Below are 23,680 nucleotides of genomic sequence, written 5' to 3' on the forward strand. Positions count from 1 at the left end.
ACGCACAGGGGCGGGAACCTTCGCCCGCCCCCCGGAATGACCTACGCTGGAGCGCACATGAGCCCCATCGTCCACGCCGAACTGTCCTGGCTCCTGGCGCAAGGCCTGCGCGAGCGGCGCGACCGCCTCCTGGTCACCTGCGCGGGACTGGCGCCGGACCTGGATGGTTTGTCATTGCTGGCGGGTGAAGAGTTCTATTCGCGGTATCACCACGTCATCTTCCATGGCTACGTGGGGGCGCTCGTCACGCTGGCGGTCTGCACGGCGCTGGCGCGGCAGCGAGCGGGCGTGGCCCTGCTGTCGGTGGCTGCATTCCACGGTCATCTGCTGTGCGACCTCGCCGGGAGCGGTCCCGGCTGGCCCATCCATTATCTGTGGCCGCAGAGCCTGGAGGCGTGGTCCTGGTCGGGCCAGTGGAACCTGGCCTCGTGGCAGAACTCGCTCATCGGATTGGCCGCGACACTGGCGTGCCTGGCATGCGCCCTGCCCTTCCAGCGGACCGTGCTGGAGCTGCTGTCACCGCGCTGGGACGCGGAGGTGGTCCGCACGGTGCGGCGGCGCTTCTCGCGACAGGGGGACGCCGGCTCGAGCTGAAGCGGTCGGGCCTACGGCGTGGCGGCGGGCCCCACCAGGGTGACTTCGAAGAGGTCGGGCCAGAGCTTGCCGGTGAGGAACATGCGGCCGGTGCCGGGCTCCAGCGCGATGCCGTTGAGCACCGCTTCATAGCTGCGCACGCGCCCGCGCACCGCCTGCGCCAGCGCGGACGCGTCGATGACCGCCAGCACGCGGCCCGTCGCGTAGTCGATCTTCAGGATGGTGTTGGAGTGCCAGACATTGGCGTAGACGCCGTCCTCCGCGCACTCCAGTTCGTTGAGCATCTCCTGCGGCACGCCTTGCAACGTCACCTGCACCTGGGACTTCACGTGGAAGTCCTTCGGGTCGTGGAAGCGCAGCGTGGACGTGCCGTCGCTGCGCACCAACTGGCCCTGCCAGTAGCACAGGCCCCAGCCCTCGCCCGGGTAGGACACCTGCTTCTCCTGCGCGGGCGGTGCGCCGTTCCACACGTAGAGCGTCTCGTCCTGCCAGGTGAGCTGGTACAGCCGCTCGCCGTCGCTCGCGAGTCCTTCCGGGAACACGTCCGGCAGGGACTGCTTCCACAAGGGCGCCGCCTGCTCCAGCGAGATGCGGCGCAGGTCGCCCTTCTCACCGGTGCTCTCGTAGAGCTGGCCCTGGTGGAACTGGAGCCCCTGCGTGAAGGCCGTGGGGTCGTGCGGATACGTGTGGACGATTCGCGCCGCCAGCCGCTGGGGCTTGACCTCCGGAGCGCCCGCGTCCGGCGTCTGGCGCTGCGTGGGCGCGCAGGCCATGCACAGGAGGGACAACGACAGGGACCAGGGGAGGCGGCGCATGGGCTTCCTTGCGACAGGCATTACCGCGCCACCTTAGCGCGCCATCACCGGGAGCGGCGTCACTCGCGCGTCACCGCGAGGGCCACCTCCACCGCGCCGCGCAGCTCGTCCATGTCGAACGGCTTGTTGAGCACGCAGGCGGCCCCCAGGCGCAGGGCCTCGCGGTGCAGCTGCACGTCGCCAAAGGCGGTGATGAGGATGACCGGCGTGTTCCACTGCTCGCGCCGCAGCCGGGCGAGCACCTCCAGGCCCGTGAAGCCAGGCATGCGCACATCGGTGATGATGAGGTCGGGGGCGCGCGACTCCTCCGCCGTCAGCCCTTCCACGAGGGCGCGCACCAGGCCCGGCCCGTCCGCCGCCTCCACCACCTCATAGCCGCGCCGCACGAGCATCTTGCGGATGAGCGTGCGCATCTCCAGCTGATCATCCGCGACCAGGATGCGCGGGGGCCGGGCGGGCTCGGAGCGGGGGTCATCCCAGGCCGCGCCGCGCGCGACTCCTTCCGTCTGCTCGTGCACCATGGCGTGGACTCCTGGAGGGTTGAGGGGATGTCCCACTCCATGAGCATCCGCCGTGCCATGACCGGGAGGCGCCGTGGCGGTGGGGCGTGGGGCACGACGCCCCCGGGCGAAATGCCCCGGGTGGGGCACTTTGCCCCGCGTCCGGAGGCCTTCCGGGGCGGGGCTCCCCTCTGAAAGGGGGGTGCGGAGGGGTTGGCCCACGGGCTGCAATGAAGTCCTGGCGTCGGACCGGATGCGGGGCTTCCTCAGAGCTCCCTTCAGGCAGCTGGGCCACCGGTGGCTCCCGGTGTCGCTGGTGGAACGGGACCGCTGCCTCCTTCCCAGGGTGCCCACCGCATCCGGTTCGACTCTTTCTTTCCCGCTCCGTCCGGAAGGCCCGCTTCCGGCCGCCACCAAGGAGAACGCACGATGGTCCGCACCCTTCCGTCCCGCCGCCGCCTTGCCCGCGCGCTCACGCTGCTGCCCCTGGTTGCCCTGGGGGCCTGCAAGCCGGCCGCAGACGTGGCTCCTCCCTCCCGCCCCACGCTGCCGCTCAAGGCGGCCTCCGCGCCGACGGCCACCACGCCCTCGGGCGCGAAGGTGGAGCCGGCGGTCTATTCGCCCACGCCGGGGTCGCCCGGCGCGCTCATGTCACTGGCGCCGCTCGTGGAGACGGTGAAGGGCGCGGTGGTGAACGTGGAGGTGCAGGCCCGCGCCCGGCCCGCGATGGGCGGCAGGATGCAGGGCCTTCCTCCCGGCTTCGCCGAGCGCTTCGGCATCCCGGGCGGGCAGAACCCCTTCGGCGAGGGCGGCGCACCCGCGAAGCAGGGGCTGGGCTCGGGCTTCGTCATCGACCCGTCCGGCCTGGTGCTCACGAACAACCACGTGGTGGAGGGCGCGGACGTCGTCCGGGTGAAGCTGGAGGACGGGCGCGCGTTCGACGCGGAGGTGCTGGGCCGCGACTCGCTCACGGACGTGGCGCTGATCCAGTTGAAGGGCGTGTCCGGGAACCTGCCGTTCGTGAAGCTGGGGGATTCGGATGGCCTGCGCGTGGGCGACCCCGTGATGGCCATTGGCAATCCGTTCGGGCTCGCGTCGAGCGTGAGCGCGGGCATCCTGTCCGCCCGGGCACGCGACATCCACGCGGGTCCGTATGACGACTTCCTGCAGACGGACGCGGCCATCAACCCGGGCAACTCCGGCGGCCCCCTCTTCAACATGAAGGGCGAGGTCGTGGGCATGAACACGGCCATCATCGGAGGGGCGACGGGCATCGGCTTCGCGGTGCCGGCGAACCTCATCCAGGCGCTCCTGCCGCAGCTCCAGGAGACGGGCGTGGTGCGCCGGGGCTGGGTGGGCCTGGCGGTGCAGGACCTCACGCCGGAGCTGGCGCGCGCGCTGCGCGTGGACGCGGCGAAGGGCGCGGTGGTGGCCGGCGTCAGCGCGGGCGGCCCCGGTGCGAAGGCGGGCCTGCGCGAGGAGGACGTCATCACGTCGGTGGGCGAGCGCGCGGTGGACTCCGCCGGATCGCTGACGCGGGCGGTGGCGCTGCTCAAGCCGGGCAGCGAGGTGAAGGTGAGCCTGGTGCGCGGCGGCAAGACGCTGGAGGTGCCGGTGAAGCTGGGCACCCGGCCCACGCAGCAGGGTGAAGAGGAAGTGACGCCGCGGGACACGACGCCCGCGCCCCTGTCGAAGCGCCTGGGCTTGCGGCTGTCGGAGGCGCAGGACGGCGGCGGCGGCGCGCAGGTGGTGGCGGTGGAGTCCGGCAGCGCCGCGGAGCGCGCGGGACTGGCGCCCGGGATGGTGCTCACGCAGGTGGGCGACCAGAAGGTGTCCGGTGTCGCGGAAGCGGCGCAGGCCCTGACGTCCGCGGAGCCCGGTTCCGCGCTGCTGTTGCGCGCGCGGGTGCCTGGACAGGACGGAGCGCTGCTGCGAGCGATTGAAGTGCCGCAGCGGTAGGCCGTGACGTGTGTGGGCGCGCTCCACCGGCCGGGGTGTGAGCGCGCCGTTGTTTTTTCAGCGCGGGGTGAGGAGCCCGGCCCGGGTGAGCAGCTCGCGCACGCGACGCGCCAGCGCCACGTGTTCGGGGTTCGCCACGGTGAAGCGTTCCGGAGTCAGGAGGATGAGGGTGCCCTTGTCCTCCACGGGTTCGATGCGCACGGGCGCGGGCAGCGGGGGCACGGTGCCTCGCTGCCTGGAGAAGTAGGTCACCCAGCCGACCCAGGGGCTTGCCTGCGCGTCATCCTCTATGTCCCGGTGGGATTGAGACATGGCCACGGCCCAGTCAGGGTCCATGGCCAGTGCCATGCTGCGTACAGCCTCCGTGAGCACAGGGGCGGAGATCACCCGCTCGGCATTCGGACTTCGTCCGAGCGTAGGCAGGCTCAGCACGCAGCTATTGGGAACGACTTTGGAGTAGCACCCACAAAGGATGCTCAGGTCTGCGCTGTCGTAAGCACCTCCGCCGTTACCAAAGGTGACATTGAAGCCCAGCTGCTCGATGACCGGCTTCCCCCTCTCGCGGTTGACGCCCCGCCGAAACATCTCGGTGAGCGTTGGCATGTCCGGTGGGGGCATCAGGGGGAACTTGCGCGCGTCCTTGAGAGACCGCGTGAGCTTGTACCAGCGAGCCAGAAACGGGTCGCACGGAGACAACAGTTCCAGGAGCCTCGCGGTTCGCCGCGCACAGTCTTCAGGCGTTTCCCTGCGCGCTCCCCAATAGGCCCCTGCGTAGTACGTCTCGAGATGCATCCAGGGCCTGTCCGTGGCGGTCACAGCACTCCCTCCTTAGCGTGCGGGAGTGTGCACGATTCGGATCCCTTGAATGCCCTTGTTTTTGAGGAGCCTCTGGATGGCATTCGCGGCCTTTGCCTCGGCGACATGCCACTCGATGCGAATCCCCAGACCTTGAACGGCCTCGGTCTGACGTTTCGCCTGATTGGCGAGTGCATCTGCCCCTGTGGATTTGAACCACGGTTTCGGGTCCAGTCCGTCGAGGAACTTGTTCGCATAACCCGGCCCCTTGGCCTCCAGGAGCACTCCGTCCCGGAACCCGTCGAACTTCACGTTGCCCACCCAGTACGCCTCGTCCGCTGAGTGCCCGGAGATCTGCTCCTGGTAACGCCGGGCCCGGTCGGACATGGACTCCTTCGTGGGGGCCCACTTCCCTGGCTCGTCCGGAGCTGGTTTCGCGTTGGCCTTCTGGAGGATGACGGCCGCGCCGGGTCCTCCGCTCAGCGCCGCCGTCGCGCGGCCCACGGGGACCGCGACACGCTCGACACTGAGCAGGCCCTCCGCGGACACCGCGAGCACGGGCACCGTGGCCTCCACGCTCGCCACGGCTCGCGTCGTCGCGGATGCCGTGCCCCACAGCATGAGGACGTTCGTGGTCAGCCGCGCGGCTTCGCGGATCTGCTCGCCCTCCGTCATGTAGCGGAAGCGCTCCCAGTACTCAGGCGATGACGTGATCAGCGTCGCAACACCCTCGGGGAGATGGCGGAGGTTCGCGATGCTGTCCGTGGGATGGGACAGGAGCTGTCCCAGGCCGTGGTACAGCTCCACGAACGCGTCCTCCGCGCCATCCAGCGAGCGGCCGATGACGTCCGCGTCGTCGTACACCTCCGCGAGCGGCCTCCAGTCCGATGCTCTCAACCGCGCATCGACGTGACGGAAGACACCGCCCCTGCCGCTGTAGAAGCGGCCCAGTTCGAAGTTGCCCGCGCGAAAGGCTCCATCGCGCCACTGCACGGGCCCCACCTTCTGCTGCGTGTGCCCATCCAGCGCCCAGGCCAGGTACCCGTCCGGCCGCAGCACCGCGACCTGCTCCCGGACGAATCGCTCCGTCCGTTGCACCAGCGCCTCACGCGACACCTCACCTCCCTCCAACACCTCGCGCAGCAGGAGGCCTGCCGCCATGCGCGGCGGATAGGTGCCTGGCGTCACCGGCTCCTCCATCAGCCGGTTCAGCACCTCGACCGCGTCCTCGGGGGTGAACGGATTGCGGCGGACTGGCAGGTCCTCCAGCCCGGCGCGCAGCAGCAACTGCTCGAACGCATCCACCTCCAGCAGGCCCAGCTCCATGGCCTGCCGCGTGCGCTCCTCCACGCTCCCGATGAGCACCGTCCCCGGAGGCAGCCGCGCGGGAACGTCATCCCCGACCGTGCCGCCTGCCCCCGCGAACGCATCCCCATGCAGCGGCGCGGGCGAAGCGCTGTGGTAGCGCGCATACCCCTGCAACCCCACCGGCAGGGAACGGGCACGCCCTCCCGCGCAGCCCACCAGTCCCGCGATGAGCACCAGGCCTGGCCATGCGCGCCGGACCCATTCCCCGCCACGCAGTGCCTGAATTCCTCTCATCCCCGTTCCTCCTGTTGAACAGGGCTAGCAGGGAGTCCTGACATCCTGGATGCGACGCGGTGCGAAATGACGCGGCGGGTGCACGGGCGACCCGCTGACCTGCTGTCTGCCCTGGATGTCCGGTGTCACGCGATTCGCCCGCAGGCTTTCCGGACATGGACGGACTTCTGACAGGTGCTTCACGCGTCCGTCGTTTGACCGCTCCCAGGGGTTCGGAAATCACAGGGGCGCTGGCGTAGAGTGCTGCCCGTGCCGCGCTGCCTCACATGCGGGCGGCGTTGGGAGGGCTCTCACGCGCCGTGCCCGCCCGGCGTCCTGCCTCCCACCGCTCCGCCGTCCGATGCCTCGCTCGTCGTGCCCGACGTTCCGGGCTACCGCTGCGAGAAGGTCATCGCTCGCGGAGGCTTTGGCGTGCTGCTGGCCGCCCACAAGCGCTCCGCCGACGGCACCGAGGGTGAGCGCATCGCGCTGAAGCTGGCGCGTCCTGGCATCGCGCTCGCGGAGGCGCAGCTCGCCCGCGAGGCGGAGGCCCTGCGCGTCATCGGGCCGCCCACCGTGCCCGCGCTCCACGAAACCGGCACGCTGCCCGGTGGCCAGCGCTTCGTCGCCATGGAGTACGTGCCGCTGCCCACGCTGGCGGACTGGCTGGCGCAGGTGTCCGGGCCCATGTCGCCGCAGGAGTTCTGGCCTCGCGCCAGCGCGCTCCTGGAGGCGGTGGCCGTCGTGCACACGCACGGACTGGTGCACTGCGACCTCAAGCCCGAGCACGTCTTCCTGGACGACGCCCACGGCCGCGCCCGCGTCTTCGACTTCGGCCTGGTGCAGCGTCCGGCGCCCGACACGCTCGCCGACGACGGCACGCCCGGCGACCCGTCCTCCTTCGCCGGCACCGCCGAGTACATGGCGCCCGAGCAGTGCGCCGGTCACGCGGCCCTGGATGCGCGCACGGACGTGTACGCGCTGGGCATCATCCTCTACGAGCTCATCACCGGCCGGCCGCCCTTCTTCGGCTCGCTCACGGAGGTGCTCCAGGCGCACCTGTCGCTGCGGCCGCCGCCTCCGTCGGAGTTCGCCCCGGTGGCGCCGCCGGTGGAGGAGGTCGTGCTGCGCTGTCTGGCCAAGGAGCCCGCGCGCCGTCCTCGCGACGCGGCCACCGTGGCCCAGGCGCTGCGCGCCGCGCTGGACCACGCGGGCCAGTCCGCGGTGCAGCCCGCGCCCCGGCTCACCCTGCTGCCCGAGGTGCGCCCCGCGCAGACGCGCCGCTCCGTGGCGGTGCTGTTCTTCACCTCGTCGCGCTCGAACCCCGTCGCCGTGCAGAAGGCCCTGGCCGCCTACGGAGGCCACATGGCCTTCACGGACGGCGAGCGCTTCGCGGGCGTCTTCGACCCCGACGTGGGAGAGAACCCGGTGCGCCGCGCGCTGCGCGCCGCCGAGGGCCTGGCCGAGCGGGGACTCGCCCCCGCCGCGCTCGTGGACGTGGCCACCGTCACCGTGCAGCGCCGCCGCGACGGCGCGCCCCGCTACCTGGGCGCCATCTTCGCGCGCGAGGACCGCTATCCCCACGTGGCGGAGCTGCGAGGCCCCCTGCTCTCTCCCGCCGCCGCGGAGGCCGTGCCGGAGGTGCCGTGCCTGCCGGTGCCCGGGCGCTCCGGGGTGATGCGCCCCGCGCCCTCCGGCGCCGCGCCCCGGCCGGACGTCACCGTGCTCCAGCTGGGCAGCGCGATGCTGGTGGGCCGCGACGCGGAGCTGGAGCAACTGCTGGACAGCGCCCGCTCCGCGGTGTCGGACGCGGCGCCCACCATCGTCACCGTGCGCGGCGACCGGGGGCACGGCAAGAGCCACCTGTCCTCCACGCTGAGCCTGCGCCTGCGGGCCGCGCTGCCGCACGCGCGCGTCTACTCCATGCGCTCGCGCGAGCCCGTGCAGGGCGATCCGGAAGGCACGCTGCGCACGCTCCTGCGCGTGGCGCTGCACGGCTTCGACCGCGACGACACCGACACGCAGGAGGACGGCCGCACCGCCATCCTCGACCGGCTGGGGACCCGGCTGGGCATGGAGCTGTGGCCGGGCGTGGCCGCGACGCTCGGGTGGTACGCGCCGGGCGGGCCGGAGCTGCACAGCTGGGCCGCGGCTCCGGGTGCGCTGCGCTCGCTGGCCCTGCGCGCCACGGGTGAATTGCTGGCGGCGAGCGCCCGCGAACGGCCGCTGTGCCTCATCGTGGACGACGCGCACTTCGCCGAGGAGACGGCGCTGGACGCGCTGGAGTACGCGGCGCTCGCGGAGACGAGCGTCCCCCTCTGGGTCTGCGTGCTGGTGCGTCCGGGCTTCGAGCTGAGCCGCCCTGCATGGGGCGCCCGCGCCGCGCGCCAGCTGGACCTGCCCCTGTCCGGCCTGTCTCCGGGCGACGCGCAGGCCCTGTGCCGCACGCTGCTCAAGCCGGTGGAGAACGTGCCCGCGCAGGCGGTGGAGCGCATCGTCGAGCGCGCGCAGCGCGTGCCCCTGTTCCTGGTGGAGCTGGTGCGCGGCCTCAAGCGTCAGGGGCTGGTGCGGCAGCGGTCGCCGGGCGGCAACTGGTACCTCGTCACGGACGAGCTGGACCGCGTGCCGGAGCTGCGGCTGGTGGAGTGGCTGGCGGACCGAGAACTGGGCGCGTTGCCTCCGGCGCTCGCCGCGCATGCCCGGCTGTGCGCGCTCCTGGGCGCGACCTTCACGGCCACCGCGGCGGACGGCGTGGTGCGGGAGCTGGAGCGCGACGGCGCCGCGGCGCAGTTCCCGCTGGACGTGGGCCATGCGACGCGGCGGCTGTTGGACTCGGGGCTCCTGGTGGAGCACCGGCTGGAGGGCCTGAGCTTCCGCAACGAGCTGGTGCGCGAGGCCGTGGTCGCGGGCCTCCCCGCCGAGGAGAAGGCGCGCATCCACCGCGCCGCGTACCGCCACTACCTGAGTCCCGCCGGCGCGCAGGAGCGTCAGCGGCTGGCCCGGCTGGCGCTGCACGCGGCGGCGGCGGGCCTGCGGGACGAGGCGGCGGCGCTGACCATCGACCTGGCGGAGTCCGCTCGCGGCCGTCACGCGTTCCTCGACGCGGAGGCCATGTACACGCGCGCCCTGGAGCTCATCGAGCCCGAGGACGAGCTGCGCGGGCTCACGGCGCTGCGGGGTCGCGGCCTGATGCGCTACCGCATCGGCCGGTACGAGGACTCGCTCACGGACTTCGCCATCGCGCGCGAGCGGGCGCGGGGCCTGGGGGATTCGCGCGCGGAGGTGGAGCTGCTGCTCGACGAGGCCATGGCGCTCGACTGGGTGAACGACTACGCGCGCAGCGAGGCGCGGGCCCAGGAGGCGCAGCAACTGGCGGAGACGGTGACGTCGCCCTACGTCCAGGCGCGGCTGCTGCTGGCGCTGGGCCGCGCGCAGTTCCGCAAGGGCGAGTGGCTGGACGCGCTGATGCCGCTGGAGGCCGCGGCGGAGCGGGCGCGCAAGCTGGGTGACGCGGGTTACGAGACGCTGGTGGTGGCGCTGCTCCTGATGGCCGTCATCCTGCCGAACCTGGGCGACATCGACGGCGCCGAGCGCGTGATGGACGAGGTCATCAGCGCGTGCACGGAGCGCGGAGACCGCTTCCACCTGGGCTCGGCCATCAACAACCGCCGCAACCTGTGGGTGGCTCGCCGCGATTTGACGCACGCGCTGAAGGACCAGGAGCGCTTCATGCAACTGGGGCGCGAGCTGGGCGTGGTGGGCTGGGAGTACTTCGCCGAGCACAACATGGGCGAGCTGTACTACCAGGCGGGCGACGTGGAGGCGGCGGCGCCGCACATCGCGCGGGCCATCGTGCTGGAGCGCCGGCATCCGGAGGTGGCGCACCGTCCGTGGGCGCTGCTGCTCCAGGCGCGGGCCATGGCGTGGACGGGCCGGCATGACCGGGCGCGCGACCTGCTGGAGCAGGTGCGGCAGACGATGGCGAACAACCGCCACGGCGTGAACCTGAGCCCGTCGGAAGAAGTGCTCTTCTCCATGGTGGAGCTGTCCGCGAGGGACGCGACCGCGGAGGAGTGGCACGCCCTGCGCGAGCGCTCCGCCCAGGCCTCCGTGGAGCAGGAGCCGCTGGAAGTGCTGGAGATGATGGGCCTCGCGGCGTGGCGCAGGGGCGACTTCGCGGAGGCGATGCTCGCGCTCGGTGAGGCGCTGGCCCGCGCGGCCCACGTGCCGAACCTGATGGAGGACCGCATCCGCCGCTCGCTGGAGCGCGTGCGGGACCTCACGCCCGCGGCGTAGCGCGCACGTCCTCCGTTGAGCCCTACGCCGACCGGGAGAGCGCCGTCGTCGCGGCGATGAGGAGCCCCATCAGGGACTCGCCCACCAGCGCTCCGGACTCCAGCGGCGGCACGTGCGCATCCGTGGCCTTGGGCGACCACTTGCGCGCGAGCGCCGTCAGCCCCGCGCCCAGGCACAGCGTCACCGCGAAGTAGGCCGGCGTGATGAAGCCGATGCCCATGGCCACCGGCGACGGCAGCCACCGTGCCGCCCGGCCCCTCGCGGCCAGCGTCAACAGCGCTCCCACCGCGCAGCCCACCAGCGCGCCCCAGCCCGCGTAGGGCGGCAGGCCCGCCAGTCCTCGCACGGACACCTCCGCCACCGCCCGGAACTGCGCGGCCGCGGGCACCGGCAACACCGCCGTTCCCACCCCGTACGCATCCACCAGCAGCAGGTAGGCCGGCACCGTCACCACCGCACCCACCACCACGCCCACCAGCTGCGCGGCGAGCTGCCTCGACGCCGACGCGCCCAGCAGGTGCCCCGCCTTCAGCGACCACAGGCTCACGCCCGTCTGCGCCGCCGCGCCCGCCACCACCGAGCCCGCCGCCACGTTGGCCGACAGCGTCCCGGGCCGCAGCGCGCCGAAGACGACCTGCGTGAGGTTCCCCATCTGCGTCACCGGCGACACGTCCGTCTGCCCCGCGCCGCGAGCACACACCGCGCACAGCGGCACCACCAGCGCGAGCGCCAGCAGCATCGACGGCACGCCCAGCCCGAACAGCACCCCGCCCAGCACCACCGCCAGCACGCACGCCACCGCCGCCACGCCCAGGCTCCACCGGGGCATCCCGCTGCGGCTCGCGCCCACCGAGCGCAGGTCCTTCGCCGCGCCCAGGAAGTCCCTCGCCTGCGCCAGCAGCGACACCACCGACGCGCCCACCATCAGGCCCACGCCGGGCCACATCAGCCAGGAGGACAGCGGCTCGTACGCGGCCGTCGCCACCCCACCCGTGTCCACGAGCCACGGCGCGAGCACGCCCCACGCCACCCCCGAGCCCAGCAACATGCTCAGCGCGAGCTGCAGGCCCGTCATCATCCCGACGGCCAGGAGCATGGGGCTCATCCCCACGCCCCACGTCAGCGACTCCAGCGGGACGCCGCCCACGCGGCCCGGCAGCGCCACCATCCCCGGCAGCCACCCGCGCGCATCGCGCATCCACGTGAGCACCATCGCCACCACGCCAGCGCCCAGCAGCGTCCGGCCCCGGCTCGCGGGCGTGCCCTGCGCCTCCGTGGGCGTGGCCGCGTGCAGCGTCGAAATCAGCTCCGCCGTGGCGATACCCGTGGGGAACGGCAGGGCCTCCTGCTCCAGCAGGCGCCGCCGCAACAGTCCCGCCACCAGCACGCCCACGACGCCCAGCACCAGGCCCCACGCCGCGATGCCCCAGCCCGGCACGCCCGTGCCCAGCAGGGCCAGCGCCGGCAGCGCGCCCAGCAGCCCCGCCGACGCGGGCATCGCGCCCACCGCGGACGCGGCCGTCTGCGTGAGGTTGTTCTCCAGCGGCGTGTACGGCACGCCCCGCCTGCGCCCATAGGCCGCCAGGCCGCTGAAGCCCAGCACCGTCGCGGTGATGGAACCCGAGTCCCACCAGCCCGTCTTCATCCCCATGTAGAGGTTGGTGACGGCCAAGAGCGCGCCGATGAGCAACCCCATCCCCAGCGACCGGGCCGTCCACTCCCGGCCCTGGGAGGCCGCCGGCCCCGCGAGCCCCAGCTCCGCCGCCGTCACGGGCACCGGCTCCACCGGTCCCACCGCGACCTCGGGAGGAGCCGCGGGGTGACCGGGGGAGGCGCTCATCGTGACGCCTCCGCCGAGCGTCCCACCAGCTCACGCAGCTGCGCCAGGTCCAGCGGCTTGCTCAGCTTGAGGTTCGGCACGTCCCGCAGGAACGACGTCGTGCGCGGCGTGAACGCGCCACCCGTCATGAACACCATGCGCCCCGCCTGTTCCGGCGCCGAGCGCCCCAGCTCGAAGTACAGGTCCATGCCCGTCATCCCCGGCATCATCACGTCGCAGAGGATGAGGTCGAAGCGGCCGCCCTCGTTCACCAGCCGCAGCGCCGCCTGCGCGCTGTTCGCCGTGGACACCTCGTGCTCCGTCGCCAGCGAGCGCTGCAGCGCCACCGTCACGTTCGGCTCGTCATCCACCACCAGAATGCGCGCCCGCGCCCCCGCCGGCGCCGTCGCCGACAGCCGGGGATAGGGGTCCACCTCGTGCGCCGCCGAGCGCAGCACCACGCGGAACGTGCTGCCCTGGCCCGGCGTGCTCTCCGCGTGGATGGAGCCGCCCATGGACTCCACGATGCCGTGGCAGATGGACAGTCCCAGCCCCGTGCCCACGCCCACCGCCTTCGTGGTGAAGAACGGGTCGAAGATGCGCCCCAGCACCTCCGGCGTCATGCCCACGCCGGTGTCGCGCACCTCCACCACCACCTTGCCCGGCTCGCCCGGACGGATGATGGCGCGAATCTCGTGCTCGGTGACGGAGGAAGGGTCCTCCGGGATGGCCTGCGCCGCGTTGAGCAGCAGGTTGAGGAACACCTGGCACAGCCGCGCCTCGCTCGCCTCCACCGCGGGCACCGGCTCGAACTCCGTCACCAGCCGCGCGCGGTGGCGGATGACGTTGTCCGCCATCTTGCACGCCAGCTCCACCGAGCGGCGCACGTCCACCGGCATGGGGCGCGACTCCTGCTCGCCCCGCGCGAAGACCTTCAGGTCCCGCACGATGGTCGCGATGCGCTCCGCGCCCTCGGTCGTCTCACGCACCAGTTGCTGGATGGAGGCCACCGGCTGCGACGGCGCTCCTTGAGCCTCCAGCTTCTCCAGCCCCTCGCGGATGAGGTGCAGGTTCACCAGCATGTACGCCAGCGGGTTGTTGATTTCGTGCGCCACGCCCGCGCCCAGCGTGCCCACGCTGGCCAGCCGGTCCGCCACCACCAGCCGCGCCTGGAGCTGCCGGCGCTCGCTCAGGTCGCGGTGCACCATGATGTTCGCGATGACGCGCCCTTCGGCGTCGCGCAGCGGCACCACCACGGACTCGCAGACGCACGCCATGCCGTCCGCGCGGCGGAACTCCAGCTCCCCGCTCCAGCGCCCGTGCACCTCCAGCGCGGTGAGGATGGCGCCCGTCAGCCGGTCCGGCTCACCCGGGTGCAGCACGCTGAAGAGCGTCTGCCCCATGGCCTCCTTGCGGCTTCGGCCGAACATCCGTTCCGCGCTGGTGTTCCAGTCAATCACGCCACCCGCCAGGTCCGTGATGACGACGCCGTCGGAGATGCTCTCGAAGATGAGCGCCTGGCGGTGCAGCTCCTGCTCCGCCTGCTTGCGCGCGGTGATGTCCATCACCGTGCCTGTCACCCGCGCGGGCTGCCCCGCCGCGTCCAGGAGCACGTCGCCCTTGCACGAAATCCAGCGGAAGCCGCTGCCCGGGGGCTCGATGCGGTACTCCACGTCCACCTGCGAGCGCTGCTGGAGCGCCGTGGCCAGGCCCGCGCGCAGCCGGGGCAGGTCCGCCGGGTGCACCACCTCCTCCAGGTCCATGGCGCGGCCGGACAGCTTGCCCACCGCCAGGCCCAGGAGCCGGTCCACGTGCTCGCTCCACGTCACCTGCCCGCTCTTCGCGTTCCAGTCCCAGATGCCCACGCGCGCGGCGGACAGCGCCTGGCGCAGCTGCTCCTCGCGCTGCTCCAGCACCTCGCGCCGGGAGAAGCGGAACACCGTCACCGTGCCCACCTGGAGCCGGTCGCCCTCCTGCAGCTCCGCGGTGGACACCGGCAGCCCGTTGAGGAACGTGCCGTTGGTGGACTCCAGGTCGGTGACGAGGCACGAGCCGTCCGGCTTGCGCAGGATGCGCGCGTGCTTGCGCGACACCCCGTGGTCGTCGATGCGCACCTCCGCCTCCGAGCCGCGCCCGATGACGTGCTCGCCCGGCTCCAGCTTGTACGCCTTGCCGATGGCCGCCGGCGTGGTGGTGCTGATGAGGATGAGGCACGCCCCGGTCGAGGACGGGGCCGTCATCGACTGGCCCGCGCAGGTCGTGAGCTCGTCCACCAACGTCATCATGTATGCCAGCCCCCTGGCGTTCCCCTGCGCTCGGGCCGGCCATGTCCTCGCCGCCTGTCGTGCATGACGCCGTGCTCCGTGCAGGCCCGAAGTCCTGGCCCGGACCGCAACCATACCCCAACGGCCTCCAATGAACGTCCCTACACCTCCAGGGCAGCCAGCATGACTCCTGGTGAACGGGCAGACAGGCAGGCAGGGGAGCCACCAGGCATGGGTACTCGCGACCCACCCCGTGGATGGTAGGGTGCGGGGCATTCATGGCGGCGGACTCCGAGAGCACCTTCCGCATCCAGGCGCGCGCGGCCGCGAACGCCCAGGACAAGGCGCACGACACACCCCTCCGTCCCGAGCGCGGGCCGGGCACGCTCGCGGGCGAGTACGTGCTCAAGGGCATGCTGGCCGCCGGCGGCCACGGCAGCGTCTATGAGGCGGAGCACCGCATCCTGGGGCGGCACGCGGCGGTGAAGGTGCTGCACTCGCACCTGGCGGACCAGGGGGAGATGCTCCAGCGCTTCGTGCGCGAGGCGCGCGTCGTCAATCAGATCCACCACCCGAACATCGTGGACGTCTACGACTTCGGGCTGATGCCGGACGGCAGCCCCTACTACGTGATGGAGCTGCTCTCCGGGCGCACCCTGAGCCAGGTGGTGCAGGAGCGCGGGCGGCTGTCCGCGTCCCGCGCGCTGGCGTACCTGGAGCCCATCTGCGGCGCGCTGGAGGCGGCGCACCGCGCGGGCGTCGTGCACCGCGACCTGAAGTCCTCCAACATCCTCGTCGTGGAGGAGGGGGAGAAGCCCCGGCTGAAGCTGCTCGACTTCGGCATCGCGAAGCTGATCCAGCAGGAGCCCGGCCAGGAGGGGCTCACCACCGCGGGCCAGCGCCTGGGCACCGCGCACGCGATGGCGCCCGAGCAGTTCCGGGGCGGACGCATCGGGCCGCCCACGGACGTGTACGCGCTGGGCGTGCTGCTCTACCAGTTGCTCACCGGCCGCTACCCGTTCCAGTCCGATGACCGGCTGGAGCTGGAGCGGATGCACCTGGAGGCCCCGCCGCCGCGCCCCAGCGTGCGCGCGCCGGTGTCCCCTGCCATGGACGCGGTGGTGCTGCGCTGCCTGGACAAGGACGCCACCCGCCGCTACCCCAGCGTGAACGCCTTCCTCACCGCCCTGCGCGAGGCCGCCGAGGAGCCCGGCCAGGTGGAGGGCCAGACGCGCGCCGTGATCGCGGTGAACGCGGAGGTGGTGCTGCCCTCCATGGACCAGGACGACGACACGCTGTACGCCGCGCTCGCGGGCGTGCTGGACACGCTGGAGCAGGGGCTGCGCGCGGAGGGCTTCCTCCTGGCGCTCCAGACGGGCACCACGCTCCTGGGCGTGCGGCCCCTGTCCGCTGACACCACGCCCGCCCAGACGCTTCAGGCCCTGCGCGACCTGCACGCGGAGGCCCAGCGGCTGGCGGAGTCCGCCCAGGCCCGCGTCCACCTCTGCATCCACCATGGCGAGGCGGAGACGCGCGGCGAGGCCGGGGAGGCCGAGGTGGTAGGCGGCCCGGTCACGCATGTGGCAACCTGGAACGTAAGGGACCCCGGTGGCTTCGCCATCACCCGTCCCGCCGCGCAGCTGCTCGAAGGTCCTCCCCCGCAGTGAGTCGTCCCCGCCGTCCCCCGTCCCCCTCCTCTCCCTCCGCCGCATCCGCTACAGGCCTGTGGTTCCATGCCCTTCATCGGCACACGTCTGGCTCCGTGAGAATTGGACCCACACAATAATTTTTTGACGAAGACGTATTTCTTTTCGATCCTGAATCCGTCACGATTCCCCTGTCTGACAGTTTCAGCACCTTTCTGGCTGAAAGCCTGGACTGCCTGACATTCTGGAAGTCGGACCTCCGACTTCCCCCCTCGAGCGGGAGCCCCCTACATGCGCCTCACCCCTGCTTTTCGGCCTGGAAGTGGATGCAGCGAGTGGTGGAACCGAGTTGCCTCACGCCAACCCCTGAAGGCGGCGTTGATGACGGGGGCGCTGCTGGCCCTCGTGGGTTGTGGCGGCGCGATGCCGGGGGACGCCCTGGAGGCGGACCTGGCCTCGGCGGATCAGGCGCAGCAGGTGGACAACGGTCTGTCCACCAACGGCCTGTCCACGAACGGGCTCTCCACCAACGGGCTCTCCACCAACGGCCTGTCCACGAACGGCCTGTCCACGAACGGCTTCAACGACTGGTTCAACCAGAACGCGGACACGGCGCCGACGCTGATGGCGTACATCGTGAAGTGCGCGGTGCCCGCGGGCCAGACGCGCACCTTCCAGTCGCCGACGACGGGGGCGAAGTACACGTGGCAGGGCAGCCTGGGCCTGGCGCCGGGCTGGGCGTCCGGCAGTCCCGCGACGGTGCTGGAGCAGCAGTCGGTGAGCGCGTGCCTGGCGGCGCACGCCAACAAGTACGGCCTGCACATCGCACTGTCCGTGCTGGGCCGCACGGCGCAGGGCGCGGCGGTCCCCTACTCCGCCGAGGAGCTGTCGCAGTTCAGCGCGAAGGAGGGCTGCTTCTTCGGCAACCTGTTCACCAGCGACGGCCTGTTCGCGGCGCGTGATCGCGACTTCAGCAGCGCGGAGAGCTCCACGCGTGCGTGCGGCCTCACGCTGAGCGCGGACACCTGCGCGCCCATCACCAACATCGGCAGCTGCTCGCAGTTCTGCACCAAGAGCGACCCGAGCCAGCCCTACTACACGCAGTGCACGTACAACGGGAAGACGTACCCGGCCATCACCACGCGCGTGCAGCCGACGGAGCTGTTCCGCTGCGGCGACGGCGTGTGCCAGTTCACCGAGCATGCGGGCTCGGGGACGACGGCGGACAGCTGCCGCGCGGACTGCGGTGCCTGAGACCCGCGGCACCTGTTGAACAGGTGGTGAAGTGCTGGACATGGACGGCCTCGGCCCCCACCGAGGGCCACGTGTCCAGAAGCATCCGGGCGTGCGGTGGGTTCCTCCGCGCGCCCGAATCCCCCAGTGGAAAATGACAGCCGGGACGTGAATCCGGGCGGTGTCCGCTCGAAGGCATCACGCACTCGCGCGCACCTTGCCGGGCAAGGGGCGGCGGTGTTGGATGGCCCTCCACAGCACAGGCCGGGCCCGGGGGTAGGGACCACCGCGACGAGGAGCGGTGACGGCCGCGGATGGAGTCGGGTGGAGCGGGCCGCGATGACGTTACGAGCGAAGGTCGGGCGGTTGGCGGCGATGACGCGGCGGCGGGGCATGCTCCGTCAGGCCTTCGAGCGCCTGGGTCCCAAGAGCCGGTGCGCCGTGGAGACGCCCTGCGCGGACAACCGGCTGCTGGAGGAGACGGTGCGCGAGCGCACCGCGGCGCTGGAGGCCGCCAACGCGAAGCTGTCCAGCAGCCTGGAGCAGCTGCACGCGACACAGACCCAGCTGCTCTTCGCGGACCGGCTCATCGCGCTGGGGCGCATCGCGGCGGGCGTGGGACATGAAATCAACAACCCGCTGGCCTTCATCCTCAGCAACCTGGAGTACATCCACCAGGAGCTGCAGCAGAAGGAGCGCCTGTCGGAGCAGGACCGGCAGGAGATATTGGAAGCGCTGGCGGAGACGCGCGACGGCGCGGAGCGCATCCGGCTCATCGTGCGCGACCTGCAGACGCTGTCGCGCGCGGAGGACGTGGGCAGCGGGCCCGCGGAATTGGCCGCGGTGGTGCGCACGGCGGCGAAGATGGCCATGCACGAGCTGCGGCACCGCGCGCGGCTGGTGGTGGAGTGCGACGGCGTGCCGCCGGTGCAGGGCAACGGCTCGCGGCTGGGCCAGGTGTTCCTCAACCTGCTGCTCAACGCGGCGCAGTCCATCTCGCCGGGCAACGCGGAGGGAAACGAGGTGCGCGTGGTGGCGCGCCCCGGGGAGCCAGGCCACGTGCTGGTGGAGGTGCGCGACACCGGCTGCGGCATCGCGCCGGAGCACCGCGAGCGCATCTTCGACCCCTTCTTCACCACCAAGCCGCTGGGCGTGGGCACCGGGCTGGGGCTCGCGGTGTGCCATGGCATCGTCACCTCGCTGGGCGGCACGCTGACCATGGAGAGCACGCCCGGCCGGGGCAGCGTCTTCCGCGTGTCGCTGCCGGTGGCGGGCGCCTTCGTGCAGTCGCCGCGCTCGCAGGCCGACTGGACCTGAAACGGCGCCCCCCCTTTCAGCCTCCGCCGGGCGGCTTCACGCCAAGCGCCCCCTGGAGCATCCCGCCCAGCACGTCGCGGAAGAGCGCGTCCGACGCCGCGTCCACGGGGCGGCCCAGCACGGGCAGCAGCACCTCCCGCCCGAGCATGAACCACTGCGACGCGCACAGCGCCACGACCAGCGTCATGTCCACCGCGTCGCGCGACGGCGCGGTCGTGCCCTGCGCTTCCGCCACGCGGCCCGCCTGGAACTCCAGCGCGTCCGCCAGCAGCCGCAGGCCCTGCGCGCTCGCCAGCGGCATGTGCTCGGTGCGCCCGGTGAGCAGCGCCCAGGCCATCAGCCGGCTGTGCTGCCCCTGCTGCACGATGGTGAAGAAGCGCTCCAGCAGCGCTCCAGCGCTGGGCGGCGTGTCCAGCGTGAGCAACTGCTCCCGGAAGGACGCCGCCAGCAGCTCGTTGCGGCGCAGGAGCACCTCGCGCACCAGGGCCTCGTAGGTGCCGAAGTAGTGCGTGACGAGCGCATGGCTCACCCCCGCCGCCTTCGCCACCGCCTGGAGCCCCACCCGGTCCGGCCCCTGCTCCACGAGCAGCGGCTCGGCGGCCTGGAGGATGGCCTCGCGTGCCTCTTCTGGCGTGCGCCGCTTGCGGGGTGCTGCGGGCTTCGCGGGACGCCGGGGTGCCATCGCGGCCCATCCTAGCCACCGCACCCCGCCCATCAACGCGCATGTCACTATTGTCAGATTTGACAATAGCCCCGGGTCGTCACTATCAATGGGGTGTACGGCTGGCCTTCGCGAGGTTCGTGATGCTGATGCTGCTGCCCGAGAATCCGTCCCTGCCCCTGCTGTTCCTGCTGGTGCTGCTCATCAGCGGGACCCTCAAGCTGCTGACGGTGGTGGGCGGGTGGCTGGTGTGGCGCACGCGGCTGGCGGAGCGCTTCCGGGTGTTCCGGCGGGAGCTGTCCAAGGGGCAGCTGCGCAGCGAACTGCTCGCGGCGGGGGTCGTGGTGCTGACGGACGCGGTGCTCCTCGCGACCTTCCGGGCCTTCACCGGGCCGCTGATGGCGCCGTTCAGCCTGTCCACGGCGCTCTGGTCCTACGCGTGGATGTTCGTGGGCTTCGAGGTGTGGTTCTACGTGACGCACCGGCTGCTGCACCTGCCGCGCTTCTACCGCTTCCACGCCCAGCATCACGTGGCGCAGGTGACGGATCCGCTCACCGCGCTGTCGTTCTCCGCGGCGGAGCGGGTGGTGCTGCTGGGCGGCGGGCTGAGCCTGCACTTCGCGGCCATGCACCTGATGCCGGGCTCGCAGTTGGGCGTCCTGGCCTACATGCTGACCAACTACGTCCTCAACGCCTTCGGGCACGGCAACACGGAGTGGCTGCCGAAGCGCTTCGTGACGTCCTGGGTGGGCCGCGTCCTCTTCACCCCCACGTTCCACGCGCTGCACCATGCGCGCTACCAGGGGCACTACGGGCTCTTCACCGTGGTGCTGGACCGGTGGCTGGGCACCGCGTTTCCGGACTATCCGCTCGTGCACGCGCGCGCTCGCGATGGCGAGGGGCTCACGCGCATCGGGGAGCGGCTGGCGGTTCCTCCCCCCGCCCCTTCCCTGCCCGCGGTGCCCCAGGTGCCGGACGCCCACCAGGCGCTCTGAGGTCCGGCACGCCCCGCCGTCCCACGGTGGGCCCCGAGGCTCGGGAGCAGCCAGGAGCCGTGGGCCGACGGACAGTCCGCGCGGAGGACTGCCCCCGGGAGGGATGGCATCCGGGGGGCCCGGCCCTAGAATCGAGCGGTGAACTCCCGGCAGGACGTCATCATCATCGGCGCGGGCGCCAGCGGAACGCTGCTCGCGGCCTGTCTCTTGCGGGGCGCCCGTTCGCCCCTGCGCGTGGCCCTCGTGGAGCGGGGAGAGCGCCTGGGGCGGGGGGTCGCGTACTCGACGGCCAGCGCGCGTCACCTGCTCAACGTGCCGGCCGGCCGCATGAGCGCCTGGGTCGAGGATCCGGAGCACTTCCTGCGCTGGCTGCGCGTGGAGTCACCGGACACGCCGCCCTCCGCGTTCGCCGAGCGCCGCCGCTATGGCCAGTATCTTGAGTCCGTGCTGAAGGAGTCCGCCGCGCGGGCCGCGCCGGGCGTCCAGTTGGAGACGCCGCGCGACGAGGTGACGGCGGTGGTGGACACCGCGGACGGCGTGAAGGTGTCGCTCGCGAGCGGCGCGACCCTGGAGGCGCGCACGGTGGTGCTGGCGCTGGGCAACGCGCTGCCCGCGGACCTGCGCGTGCCGGACGGCGGGCTGTACGCGAGCCCCCGCTATCACCGCTCGCCGTGGGTGCCCGGGGCGCTGGAGGGCATTGGCGCCGGGGAGTCGGTGCTGCTCATCGGCACGGCGCTCACCATGGTGGACACGGTGCTGTCGCTGGGCGAGCGCGGCCACCAGGGCACGGTGCACGCGCTGTCCCGGCACGGCCTGCTGCCGCACCCGCACCGCGCGCACGGCGCGAAGACGCCCGCCGCGGCGGAGCCCCTGCGCATCCGCGAGCTGTTGCGCTCGGTGCGCCGGGAGATGGACCGCTGTCGCGACGCGGAGACCGCGTCCCCTTCCGCGGCGGGCGTGGTGCCGTTCAGCACGCTGCGCATCCGCGACGTGCTGCACGCGATGCGACAGGAGGTCGACGCCCAGACGGCCGCGGGCGCGGACTGGCGCGCGGCGGTGGACGCGCTGCGGCCGGTGACGACGCCCCTGTGGCAGCGGCTGTCGGAGACGGAGCGGCGGCGCTTCCTTCGCCACCTGCGGGCGTACTGGGAGGTGCACCGCCACCGCATGGCGCCGGAGATAAACGACGCACTGGATGCGTGGCGGCGCGACGGGCGGCTGGCGCTCCACGCGGCCCGGGTGCTCGGCTTCGAGCTGGAGCCGGACGCGGTGGCGGTCCGCCTGCGGCGCCGGGGCGAGCGCGAGCCCCAGGTGCTGCGCGTGCAGCACGTCATCAACTGCACCGGCCCCGAGGCGAGCCCGGCCTCGCGCAGCCAGCCCGTCCTGCGCGGGCTGCTGGAGGCGGGACAGGCGCGCGCGGACGCGCTGGGCATCGGGTTGGCGACGGCACCCGATGGCGAGGTGCTGGACGCGCGCGGCCAGCCGTCCGCCCACCTCTTCACGCTGGGCCCGCCGCGCCGGGGCGACCTCTGGGAGACCACCGCCGTGCCGGAGATCCGCTCCCAGGCCCGCGACCTGTCAGACCACCTGCTGCGCCTGCTGGGCGTGTCCCGCACCGCGACGTCCGAGCCGGTTCCCGCCGCGTCGCCCTGAGCGCGCGCACCTTCCGCGAGCCCGGCGCCGTCCGTGGGTCTCGCGGCTCGCACAGGACACGTTCGCCCACCGGGCCGCCGGACGTGTGCCCTCGGGGGTAGTCGCCTGGTAGAGGACCTGACAGGCCCGATGACCGGAGTGGGGTGATTCGCTCGCCGGACAACGGCTCCCCTCCGAGGGAGGCTGTGGGGCTCCGGCGTTTCGTGCGACATTCCGGGTCCCCCTCCTGGAGTCCCATCCTGATGGCCCTGAAGCGCCCCCTCGCCGCCCTCATGGGAGGCGTGTCCCTGTCCGTCCTCGTGAGCGCTGGGGCGCTGGCGTACCAGCACCTGCGCACCGACGCGCTGGAGCAACGGCTGCTGCGTGAGGTGGACACGCTGACGCACGCGGAGCACCCGCGTCCGGCGCATGTCACCGCCACGCGGCCCGGCGCCTTCGGGGAGGCCGTGGTGTCCCTGCTGCCCGCGCTCCTCCAGCAGGCCCGGGAAGCGCCGGTCCCCAGCGCGGCGGAGGCGGTGACGCTCGAGGCGGTGATTGAGGGGCGCACTCCGGTGACGGACCTCCCCGCGTCCTTGCGCGAGGCCCTGGAGCAGGGCCGTCCGCTGATGCGTCGGGTGCTCGCCGCCACCCATGCGGAGTCCGGTGGCCTGCCGGAGGACCTGCGCCCGCTGTCCGGGCCGGAGACGTCGCGGCGGGACGCGCTGCTTCAGGCCCTGCGCCACGTGTTGGACGTGGCGGCGCTGGAGACGCGGCTGCTCGTCGCGCGGGGGGAAGCCGATGCGGCGGTGGACACGTGCGTGGACACGCTCGCGCTCAGCCGGGAGCTGGCCCTGGGCGGTGGGCTCGTGGGACTGCGCCTGTCCGCGGACGGCTTCGCCCGCGCGTGGCGGGCCTGCGCGGACGCGCTCGACGCGGCCTCGCTGATCCGCAAGCGCCAGGCCCTCTCGCAGCTCACCCGGCTGCACGAGGGCTTCCCGCCGGTGTCCCTGACGCTGCACGAAGAGGCCGTCGCCGCACAGCTCCACGCCTTCCGCGACCTGCTCTCCGACGAAGCCCGCGCCGCACTTCCGGCCGCATGGTTCGACGCGCCCCCGCTGCCCGGCCCCCTGTCGCGCCGGATCCAGTGGCGGCAGTGGGTGGAGGACGCGGACCGGCTGCTCGCCGTGGTGGATCAACCGGCCGACGACCGCCGACGCTCGCTGGCGGCGCTGGAGGCGCGCAAGGGCGGGGAACTCTTCCGTCAGGCGGAGGCCCCGTCGGTGCGCCTGTCGCCCGAGGACGTGGAGGCGCTGGACCTGCGCGCGCTGCGCACGGAGGCGCTCATCGCCCTGACGGAGGCCGACGTGGCCCACGCGCAGACAGGCCAGTGGCCGCGCGTGCTCCCCACCCGGACGACGTCGCTGGTGCTCAAGCCCGTGGACGAGACCCGGGCCCACATCCGCTCGTGCGTGCAGGGGCTGATGCCCGACCCCCTGGTCGTGAAGGCGGACGGGCCGCCCGCGCTCCAGCAGGTCCACGACGTGCCCTGACCGCCTCCCTGGTGGGTCGCCCG

16 protein-coding genes are annotated in these 23,680 nt (G+C 72.5%); 9 read left to right on the forward strand and 7 right to left on the reverse strand.

What is annotated here, in order from left to right; translation table 11 throughout:
* Positions 1–57 precede the first annotated feature (57 nt).
* Entirely contained in the window at positions 58–594 is a 537-nt protein-coding gene (locus JYK02_RS17470; RefSeq protein ID WP_207052458.1) for a metal-dependent hydrolase, read from the forward strand.
* Between the two features lie 11 nt (positions 595–605).
* Here JYK02_RS17470 and JYK02_RS17475 read toward each other — a convergent pair whose 3' ends face one another.
* Both JYK02_RS17475 and JYK02_RS17480 read right to left on the reverse strand, forming a co-directional pair.
* Positions 606–1,409 (reverse strand): glutaminyl-peptide cyclotransferase, encoded by an 804-nt coding sequence (locus tag JYK02_RS17475; protein ID WP_207052460.1) that lies wholly within the window; start codon positions 1,407–1,409, stop codon positions 606–608.
* A 59-nt stretch (positions 1,410–1,468) separates the two neighbouring features.
* Positions 1,469–1,930 (reverse strand): response regulator, encoded by a 462-nt coding sequence (locus JYK02_RS17480; RefSeq protein WP_207052462.1) that lies wholly within the window; start codon positions 1,928–1,930, stop codon positions 1,469–1,471.
* Positions 1,931–2,338: 408 nt separating this feature from the next.
* Between JYK02_RS17480 and JYK02_RS17485 the strand changes: the two genes are divergently transcribed.
* Complete coding sequence (locus JYK02_RS17485) at positions 2,339–3,868, forward strand: Do family serine endopeptidase (protein ID WP_207052464.1); 1,530 nt, start codon at positions 2,339–2,341, stop codon at positions 3,866–3,868.
* Positions 3,869–3,925: 57 nt separating this feature from the next.
* Here the strand turns inward: JYK02_RS17485 and JYK02_RS40425 are convergent, their stop codons facing one another.
* Together JYK02_RS40425 and JYK02_RS17495 are read right to left on the reverse strand one after the other, a co-directional pair.
* Complete coding sequence (locus JYK02_RS40425; protein WP_347402514.1) at positions 3,926–4,660, reverse strand: immunity 52 family protein; 735 nt, start codon at positions 4,658–4,660, stop codon at positions 3,926–3,928.
* Between the two features lie 36 nt (positions 4,661–4,696).
* Complete coding sequence (locus JYK02_RS17495; RefSeq protein ID WP_242588784.1) at positions 4,697–6,265, reverse strand: Tox-REase-5 domain-containing protein; 1,569 nt, start codon at positions 6,263–6,265, stop codon at positions 4,697–4,699.
* A 354-nt stretch (positions 6,266–6,619) separates the two neighbouring features.
* Here JYK02_RS17495 and JYK02_RS17500 point away from each other — a divergent pair, with 354 nt between their 5' ends.
* Positions 6,620–10,540: a protein kinase domain-containing protein gene (locus JYK02_RS17500; protein ID WP_207052468.1), complete on the forward strand. Its 3,921-nt coding sequence runs from the start codon at positions 6,620–6,622 to the stop codon at positions 10,538–10,540.
* Between the two features lie 22 nt (positions 10,541–10,562).
* Here JYK02_RS17500 and JYK02_RS17505 read toward each other — a convergent pair whose 3' ends face one another.
* Positions 10,563–12,380, reverse strand: coding sequence for an OPT/YSL family transporter (locus tag JYK02_RS17505; RefSeq protein WP_207052470.1), 1,818 nt, complete (start codon positions 12,378–12,380; stop codon positions 10,563–10,565).
* Positions 12,377–14,641, reverse strand: coding sequence for a PAS domain S-box protein (locus JYK02_RS17510; protein ID WP_207055167.1), 2,265 nt, complete (start codon positions 14,639–14,641; stop codon positions 12,377–12,379). Before JYK02_RS17510 ends, JYK02_RS17505 begins: the two co-directional genes overlap by 4 nt.
* Positions 14,642–14,901: 260 nt before the next feature.
* Between JYK02_RS17510 and JYK02_RS17515 the strand changes: the two genes are divergently transcribed.
* The 3 genes from JYK02_RS17515 (at position 14,902) to JYK02_RS17525 (ending at position 18,819) form a co-directional block, all read left to right on the forward strand.
* On the forward strand, positions 14,902–16,290 hold the full coding sequence (locus JYK02_RS17515) for a serine/threonine-protein kinase (protein WP_207052472.1): 1,389 nt from the start codon (positions 14,902–14,904) through the stop codon (positions 16,288–16,290).
* A 360-nt stretch (positions 16,291–16,650) separates the two neighbouring features.
* Entirely contained in the window at positions 16,651–17,523 is an 873-nt protein-coding gene (locus tag JYK02_RS17520) for a hypothetical protein (protein ID WP_207052474.1), read from the forward strand.
* A 318-nt stretch (positions 17,524–17,841) separates the two neighbouring features.
* The gene (locus JYK02_RS17525) at positions 17,842–18,819 is read left to right on the forward strand and encodes a sensor histidine kinase (protein ID WP_207052476.1); all 978 of its coding nucleotides are present in this window, start codon (positions 17,842–17,844) and stop codon (positions 18,817–18,819) included.
* Positions 18,820–18,835: 16 nt separating this feature from the next.
* Here the strand turns inward: JYK02_RS17525 and JYK02_RS17530 are convergent, their stop codons facing one another.
* On the reverse strand, positions 18,836–19,501 hold the full coding sequence (locus JYK02_RS17530; protein WP_207052478.1) for a TetR/AcrR family transcriptional regulator: 666 nt from the start codon (positions 19,499–19,501) through the stop codon (positions 18,836–18,838).
* Between the two features lie 122 nt (positions 19,502–19,623).
* Here JYK02_RS17530 and JYK02_RS17535 point away from each other — a divergent pair, with 122 nt between their 5' ends.
* The 3 genes from JYK02_RS17535 to JYK02_RS17545 all read left to right on the forward strand — a co-directional run bounded on the left by JYK02_RS17535 (position 19,624) and on the right by JYK02_RS17545 (position 23,657).
* The gene (locus tag JYK02_RS17535) at positions 19,624–20,475 is read left to right on the forward strand and encodes a sterol desaturase family protein (protein WP_207052479.1); all 852 of its coding nucleotides are present in this window, start codon (positions 19,624–19,626) and stop codon (positions 20,473–20,475) included.
* A gap of 138 nt (positions 20,476–20,613) precedes the next feature.
* Complete coding sequence (locus JYK02_RS17540; protein ID WP_207052481.1) at positions 20,614–22,128, forward strand: FAD/NAD(P)-binding protein; 1,515 nt, start codon at positions 20,614–20,616, stop codon at positions 22,126–22,128.
* Between the two features lie 242 nt (positions 22,129–22,370).
* Positions 22,371–23,657 carry a hypothetical protein gene (locus JYK02_RS17545; protein ID WP_207052483.1) on the forward strand — a complete coding sequence of 429 codons (1,287 nt, stop codon included), beginning with the start codon at positions 22,371–22,373 and terminating at the stop codon, positions 23,655–23,657.
* Positions 23,658–23,680: the final 23 nt, after the last annotated feature.

It is taken from the genome of Corallococcus macrosporus, assembly GCF_017302985.1.
Taxonomy (GTDB): Bacteria; Myxococcota; Myxococcia; order Myxococcales; family Myxococcaceae; genus Corallococcus; species Corallococcus macrosporus_A.